The following is a 3,477-nucleotide window of genomic DNA, read 5'->3' on the forward strand; positions in this document are numbered from 1 at the left end:
TTGTCGATGGCGCTGGGGATCCGCTCAAATCTGGCGGCGCCCGGTTGACGGCGGCGTTGCAAACGCGTATGCGCGCGACGAGATGACGGGCAGGTGGTCCTGGGGATGCTGGAGTAAATGGAAAGGAGTTGACGCAGGGTGCGTCGAAGGGAGCCCGTAGGGCGACTGGAGACGCACCCTGCGGCGCATCTCGCGAACAGTCTGGGCCGTGATAGAAAGGCGGTTCGCCGAAGAAACAACCGGCGCAGCATCGGCCATCAAGACCTCGCGAGTCAAACCGATGCCGCGCCCACACTGAGTCCGGATGTCAGGTCCGGCGCACCTGTGCGCGTCAATTGTTGCATGGCAGGTGTGCTCTGTCGATGGTCTTCGGCGTTCATCAAGGAACGCCGATGCCCGGAAGAAATTCCTGTGGGATTCAGTCCACAGGCCGCCTGCTGGTGTGCGCCCGTTGCCGGGCGCAGGTCCTCATTTGCGGGCCCTGTGACCGCGGCAACCGCTATTGCCGCGATTGCACCAAAGAGGCCCGGCGGGTCAGTGTGCGCGAAGCCGGCCGCCGGTATCAGCGCAGCCGTCGCGGGCGCTTTGCCCACGCGGCCCGATCGCGACGCCACCGGGCTCGACGCAAAATCGTGACGCATCACGGTTCACCCGCTCCCCCTGCCAATGATGTACTGCAAGCGGACCTGACGACAGGCGCCGCCGTTGCAGTTCAAGCCGATGATCGTACGACGGCGGCGCCAGCGCCGACGGCATCAGCAACGCCGCACTGTCACTATTGTGGCGGCCCGTTGCCACCGTTCGTGCGAACTGGCTTTGTGCGTCGTCGAGGTCCGCGTCGTATTTATTGCTTCGATCGCGGAGACATTCCTGATGACCATAAAAGCTGAACTGGAGGCGCAGATCCTGCGCCTTTACCACGTCGAAAAGTGGCGCTGCGGCACCATCGCGAAGCAGTTGCGTGTGCATCGTCAGACAGTGCAGCGTGTGCTCGCGTATGCGGGGCTGCCACGACACGGACCGCCGCCGCGCCCTTCAATGATTGAGCCGTACCTTCAGTTCATCCAGCAGACACTGGAGACGTTTCCGACGCTGACGGCCAGCCGCCTGTACTCGATGGTACGCGAGCGCGGCTACAAGGGGGCGCCTGACCACTTCCGGCACCTGATTGCGCAACGCCGTCCGCGTCGGGCGGCCGAGGCATTCCTGCGTCTGCGCACGTTGCCGGGAGAACAGATGCAATGTGACTGGGCCCACTTTGGCCACATGGAGATCGGTCGGGCGAGGCGCCCGCTGATGGCCTTCGTGATGGTGCTCTCGTACTCGCGCGACATTTATCTGCACTTCTTCCTCGATGCCCGGATGGAGAACTTCCTTCGCGGGCATGTCGGCGCGTTCACCCATTGGGGTGGGCTCGGGAAGGTCATCCTGTACGACAACCTTAAAAGTGCTGTGCTTGAGCGTCAGGGTGACGCGATTCGCTTCAACCCGAGGCTGCTCGCATTTGCCGGGCATTACCGGTTCGAGCCGCGTCCGGTGGCGGTATACCGCGGTAACGAAAAAGGACGAGTCGAGCGGGCCATTCGCCATATACGCGAAGCGTTCTTCGCGGCGCGCGCCTTCAGGGATCTCGATGATCTGAATGCCCAGGCCGGGCACTGGTGCCGCACCCAGGCGGCCGACCGGCCGTGTCCGGAGGATCGGACCATGACGGTACGCGAGGCCTTCGCGATGGAGAAGCCGTTACTGCTTGCGCTGCCAGAGAACCCTTACCCCCTCGAGGAGCAGCTCGAGGTGAAGGTCGGCAAGCAGCCGTACGTGCGCTTCGACCTGAACGATTACACGATCCAGCACACGCATGTGCGACGCACGCTAAGCGTACGCGCCGACCTGCAGCAGGTGCGCATCTTCGATGGCGCCCAGCTCGTTGCCAGTCACCCCCGCAGCTATGACCGTGATGCGCAGATCGAACTGCCCGAGCACATCCGTGAGCTCAAGGAACGCAAACGCCAGGCGAGCCAGCATCGCGGCGTCAACAGCCTGACGAAGGCCGTGCCGGCCAGCCAGTTGCTGCTCACGCGCGCGGCTGAGCGCGGCGCAAATCTCGGTGGGCTCACGAACGGGTTGCTGCGCCTGCTCGACCGGTACGGCGCAGCCGAGCTGCAGGCCGCGGTCGAGCAGGCGCTCGCGATAGACGTACCGCACACAAACGCCGTCCGTCTGGCGCTGGAGCGCCGGCGTGCCGCGCGCGGTGAGCCGCCTCCGGTCGCGATGAGTCTGCCCGAGCACGTGCGGCGCAAGGACACGCCGGTGCAGCCGCATCGGCTCGACAGCTACGATCAACTGACAACGGACAATGATGACCATGAACACGAAGACCACTGACATCCTGCTCACGCGCGCGCGGGCATTACGCCTGAACGGCCTGGCCGGGCACTGGCCCGAGGTGGCCAGCGCTGAATGGGTCGCGCCGCTTATCCAGTGGGAAGAAGACGAGCGCACCCACCGATCCCTGCAGCGGCGCATCCGCGCCGCGAAGCTGGGTGACTTCAAGGCGTTGGGCGACTTCGACTGGCAATGGCCCAAACGCATCGATCGCGTGGCCGTCAGTGAACTGATGTCGCTGGAGTTCATCAGGGAGGCAACTAACGCCGTGTTCATTGGCCCAAACGGAGTGGGCAAATCGACGCTTGCGCAGAACGTGGCCCATCAGGCGCTCATTCAGGGTCATACGGTGCTGTTCAAGGCCGCAGGGGAAATGCTCGGCGAACTTGCCGCGCTCGATAGCGATTCGGCGTTGCGCCGGCGTCTGCACTACTACGCAACGCCGGACCTGCTCTGTATTGACGAAGTCGGCTATCTGTCGTACTCAAACCGGCATGCCGACCTGCTGTTCGAACTGATCAGCAGGAGATACGGGTCCCGTTCTACGATCGTGACTACTAACAAACCATTCAAGGAATGGAACGAGGTGTTCCCGAATGCCGCCTGTGTCGTCTCGCTGGTTGACCGGCTGGTGCATCGCGCCGAGGTCATCGCGATCGAGGGCGAATCCTACCGTCTCAAGGAAGCGCGCGAGCGCGCCGAAGCACGTTCCCGACGGCGAGGAGCAAAGAAGAATGGCGCGCAGGAAGGAGCGGACGAATGACTCGAACGCCCTTGCTGCCATCGGGACGACGGCATGGCCTGCCGTTCGTCGTGCCCGAAGACTGGACACCTGAACAGGTGCTTGCCGTGTTTGAGTTGCTCGACGATCTACTGGAAATCGTCCGGCAGCATTACGCTCGCCAGCTTCACGAGTCCTTGCGCACACAGCGCGCGAGTCACTGCGATACCCAGGTACGCGACGATCCCCCGTTCTGACGGACTCGCTGCACATCCCAGCAACCACGAGGGGGCCAATCGGCCCCCTTATTGTTGAGCGCTTTGCTCAACCTTGCGACGCCATCTCTAAGCGGTTTTACACCACCGGCAACA

Annotated in this window: 3 protein-coding genes; all 3 read left to right on the plus strand. The window is 63.4% G+C overall.

The genetic code is table 11. The features are described 5' to 3' along the window. Positions 1-705 precede the first annotated feature (705 nt). From istA to BFE01S_RS36585, 3 genes are read left to right on the plus strand one after another with little or no spacing between them, the layout of a single operon-like run. Positions 706-2,385 (plus strand): IS21 family transposase, encoded by a 1,680-nt coding sequence (istA, locus tag BFE01S_RS36575; protein ID WP_456088841.1) that lies wholly within the window; start codon positions 706-708, stop codon positions 2,383-2,385. Further along, positions 2,366-3,148 carry an IS21-like element helper ATPase IstB gene (istB, locus tag BFE01S_RS36580; RefSeq protein WP_042340084.1) on the plus strand — a complete coding sequence of 261 codons (783 nt, stop codon included), beginning with the start codon at positions 2,366-2,368 and terminating at the stop codon, positions 3,146-3,148. Before istA ends, istB begins: the two co-directional genes overlap by 20 nt. After that, positions 3,145-3,363, plus strand: a complete 219-nt coding sequence (locus tag BFE01S_RS36585) for a hypothetical protein (RefSeq protein ID WP_028229697.1) — start codon at positions 3,145-3,147, stop codon at positions 3,361-3,363. The genes istB and BFE01S_RS36585 overlap by 4 nt, the downstream gene beginning before the upstream one ends. Positions 3,364-3,477 lie beyond the last annotated feature (114 nt).

The organism is Paraburkholderia ferrariae NBRC 106233 (assembly GCF_000685035.1).
Lineage (GTDB): Bacteria > Pseudomonadota > Gammaproteobacteria > Burkholderiales > Burkholderiaceae > Paraburkholderia > Paraburkholderia ferrariae.

Excerpts from the sequence above, each read along its gene's own strand:
- istB (WP_042340084.1), top strand. The coding sequence starts at position 2,366 with ATGAACACGAAGACCACTGACATCCTGCTCACGCGCGCGCGGGCATTA.
- BFE01S_RS36585 (WP_028229697.1), top strand. The coding sequence starts at position 3,145 with ATGACTCGAACGCCCTTGCTGCCATCGGGACGACGGCATGGCCTGCCG.